Genomic DNA, 3,342 nt, shown 5'->3' on the forward strand with positions numbered 1-3,342 from the left:
ATCGTAGTAGTCTTTCCAGCTCCATTAAGCCCTATGAGTCCGACTCTTTCTCCATCTTCAATTTTAAAAGAAATCTTCTTCACTGCATTCACGATAGTTCTTTCTTTGTTTAATAAACTTTTTCTCTTAATTATTTCATAATCTTTTTTCAAGTTGTTTATCTCTATCATATTCCGCTCCATAATTATACTCTCAAATATAATTATAGAGCATATCCTAAAAAAAACAATTTCCTATAACAAATATGCAATAAAAAAACGCGAAATTAATCGCGCAATTTTAATCAATTTTCAATTTGTAACAAACTATACAATATATTCTATATCGCTCCAAGTGTTATTAGAAATACTTCGATATAAAGCAATGCGATATATGATTTTTGAAATTTTATCCTTGAAGCAAATCCCACAATACAAAATATCGACCACATTTTTAAAACATTAACTGTAACCGCAGGATCACTTGCTTGTAGCACAACCTTTATGCTAAGAAATATACTTACCAATAATATTGAGAATTTAAGTACATCTCCAAGTCGAAATAGCGAATCTTTTAATTTGGTGCGGTTATTAAATATTAGCTTCCCGTCTATTACTACTGCTTTTCCTGAAAAATAATCGTGCAAATCTCCAATAAAATAAATCAAAAAATTAATAATTAGAGAAATACAAACTCCCACATTCAGACTGTTTAACACTAAGTTTGTGTTTTGTGGCCATAATATATTCAAAGCCACACTAATCACAGAAATAATCAATAATATACTGATAAATGCTACAGATTTTTTAATGGAAACTGCTTGGAGAGCATTTTGCTTTTTTAAAATGGATTCTAACTCCGTATCCTCCTCAGAATTATTTGCAAATACAACATACACATTATTTTCATAAATGATCTGAGAATTAGTTTTCATGATTTGTATTTTTTCATCTATATTTTTATCCAAGCGCTTACGTAAGACACAATAAGATTGTGGGGCTTTGTTTTCATCATAGCGAAACTTCAGTATATCCAAAAAACTTCCCACTGCACCACAAAAACTATAGCCTTTTATTGATTGTTCTTCCAAATATTTAGTCAATGCTGGTGTTTCATAAAATTGATAGTTGTTATAAGTGTTTTTAGTTCCCATATCATTACCCTCTTTTAGTTTACATTGTAACTGGTACTAATTTCCCGTCTTCTAATTTTAAAACACAGTCGCTCATTTCAATAGCTTTACTTGTCAAATGATGTGTGATTGCTATTACTGTCAAATCTTTTTTCGAAAGTATGCATTCTTCAACAATATCTACACTGTGTTTATCCAATGAGGATGTCGATTCGTCTAATAAAATACAGTCGAAGTCTTCATTTAGTAGTCTTGCAATGGCTATTCGTTGTTTCTCTCCACCTGAGATAGACTTGTCTTCGCTGGAGATTACAGTGTCAATTCCTTTTGGTTTGGAATTAATCATAGTATTTAATCCCAATTGTTCAATGATTGTTTTATCTACAGGTCTGTTGTCATACAAGGATATGTTGTCTTTGATGCTTGCTGTGAATATTCCAGTGTCTTGTGTTGCAAATCCGATTTTCGAATAATATGTGCTATCTGTAATATTCAAAATATTTTTATTGTTAATCTGAACTACTCCTTCGGTTGCTATTTCTTGTTTTTGCAAAATCTTGAATATAGTTGATTTACCCGTTCCACTTTCTCCAATAATAATGTATTTTTTGCCTTTTTCAAATGTAAAATCCAAATTTTTCAAAACGTATTTGTCACTTGTTGGATATTTGAACGAAATATTGTTTAATTTCAAATTATTAAATTCGAATTCATCTTCTACTTCAACAGGTTTTTCTTCAGAGATGAAATTTATAACTTTGTTTTGGACTGGCTTTGCTGATTTGAAACTTGTCATTATATCTGTGAAATTTAACAACGGTCCTGTCACATAAGCCATAAGTTGACTTGATTCTATTACTTGACCAATGGTTATTCTGTCTTTAAATACTAGCCAAATTCCGACCAACATACAACCCAAATACATTGCCAACGAACTAGCAAATGATAAAACGTAAATAGTTTTGCTCAAAGTTTCCTTAGTATTTGATGCGTTACGATATTCAATGGATTTATCTTGATTAATTTTTTTAAAAATTATTTCTCTTTTGAAAAACTTAATCAAATTAAAATTATTCACGAATTCTTGCAAACTAGACGTGTATTCATTTCTTATATTCATAAGTTCTTCTTGTCTTTTTTCGATTAATTTTTCGAAAATAAATGGAACTGCTAATTGCACCACAGAAAATATTATTATTGTGATTGCCATTATTATGTCGATTTTGACAAGCAACACTAAGGATATTACGAAATTGAGAATTTCATGATATGAAGACACCATATTCTTGAAATAATCCATCTTCAAATCTTCCAAATCATTCAAAAACATTGATATATAATATCCACTATTTTGTTTGGATATTTTGATTAGAGATTCGTCTGTTAAACTGTTGAACAAATCATTTCTAACATTATATATACAATTATTCGTAAGTTCTACTGTGCTTTTTCGATATAATAAATCGGAAATACTTGCAAAAATTATGTACAACACAGAAATTAGAATTAGTCTGGGCAAAAGTTGTTCTTCTCCATTAGTTCCTGCATCTGTTATAATTCTTAAAAGCCACGCCAAGCCAATATCAAACCCAACGGCAATTGGCGCTGTAAGAAGTGTTAAGTAGAATAATTTTTTATTTTGCGTAATGTACTTGAACATTTTCATCATTCCTTTAAATTAAATATATCACTTGTTTTATGTTTATGCAATCCTTTTTTTTATTATTCAACATGATTTTATTTCGCACATTTTTTCTAAATTTATGATATAATTATTTTGAGGTGAATATTATGGAAAAACATATTAAAACTTTAACACCTAACACTTTGAAAGAATCAGCTTGCAAAGGTGGTTGTGGTGAATGCCAAACATCTTGCCAATCAGCTTGCAAAACTTCTTGCACAGTTGCTAACCAAGAATGTGAAAACGAAAATAGATAATCTTGTTTACATAATGATTGAAGACTTTTAAGTTAAAATCAGATATGCGATTATTAAATCAATGCCACTCTTTTGAGTGGTTTTCGTTTTTTATTGACTTAATTCGGAATTTTCTATAAAATAGTACGGTAGCTGAAAGGAGAATTATATGATACATAAATACAAAATGAATGGCCACAACATTGTTTTAGATGTAAACGGTGGAAGTGTCCATGTTTTTGACGACATAAGTTACGATGTACTTGATTATTACAAAGATTTAAGTGCAGATGAAATAGTAGAAAAATTAG

Annotated in this window: 4 protein-coding genes; 1 reads left to right on the top strand and 3 read right to left on the bottom strand. The window is 29.6% G+C overall.

All coding sequences use genetic code 11. The features are described from left to right. The 3 genes from KHW44_RS10150 to KHW44_RS07655 form a co-directional block, all read right to left on the bottom strand. The coding region (locus KHW44_RS10150; RefSeq protein ID WP_369680523.1) for an ATP-binding cassette domain-containing protein at positions 1–182 on the bottom strand (182 nt) is incomplete at its 3' end. 137 nt (positions 183–319) lie between these two features. Continuing rightward, on the bottom strand, positions 320–1,132 hold the full coding sequence (locus KHW44_RS07650) for a hypothetical protein (RefSeq protein WP_002835212.1): 813 nt from the start codon (positions 1,130–1,132) through the stop codon (positions 320–322). Positions 1,133–1,151: 19 nt separating this feature from the next. Continuing rightward, positions 1,152–2,771, bottom strand: a complete 1,620-nt coding sequence (locus tag KHW44_RS07655) for an ABC transporter ATP-binding protein (RefSeq protein ID WP_230454532.1) — start codon at positions 2,769–2,771, stop codon at positions 1,152–1,154. Positions 2,772–2,902: 131 nt separating this feature from the next. Here KHW44_RS07655 and scfA point away from each other — a divergent pair, with 131 nt between their 5' ends. After that, the gene (gene scfA, locus KHW44_RS07660; protein WP_002835215.1) at positions 2,903–3,052 is read left to right on the top strand and encodes a six-cysteine ranthipeptide SCIFF; all 150 of its coding nucleotides are present in this window, start codon (positions 2,903–2,905) and stop codon (positions 3,050–3,052) included. The last annotated feature ends 290 nt before the right edge of the window (positions 3,053–3,342 follow it).

It is taken from the genome of Finegoldia magna (assembly GCF_018371055.1).
Taxonomy (GTDB): Bacteria; Bacillota; Clostridia; order Tissierellales; family Peptoniphilaceae; genus Finegoldia; species Finegoldia magna_I.

What these genes read in the sequence shown, in the direction of transcription:
- KHW44_RS07650 (WP_002835212.1), bottom strand. Translation starts at nt 1,132, where the DNA reads ATGGGAACTAAAAACACTTATAACAACTATCAATTTTATGAAACACCA.
- KHW44_RS07655 (WP_230454532.1), bottom strand. Translation starts at nt 2,771, where the DNA reads ATGTTCAAGTACATTACGCAAAATAAAAAATTATTCTACTTAACACTT.
- scfA (WP_002835215.1), top strand. Translation starts at nt 2,903, where the DNA reads ATGGAAAAACATATTAAAACTTTAACACCTAACACTTTGAAAGAATCA.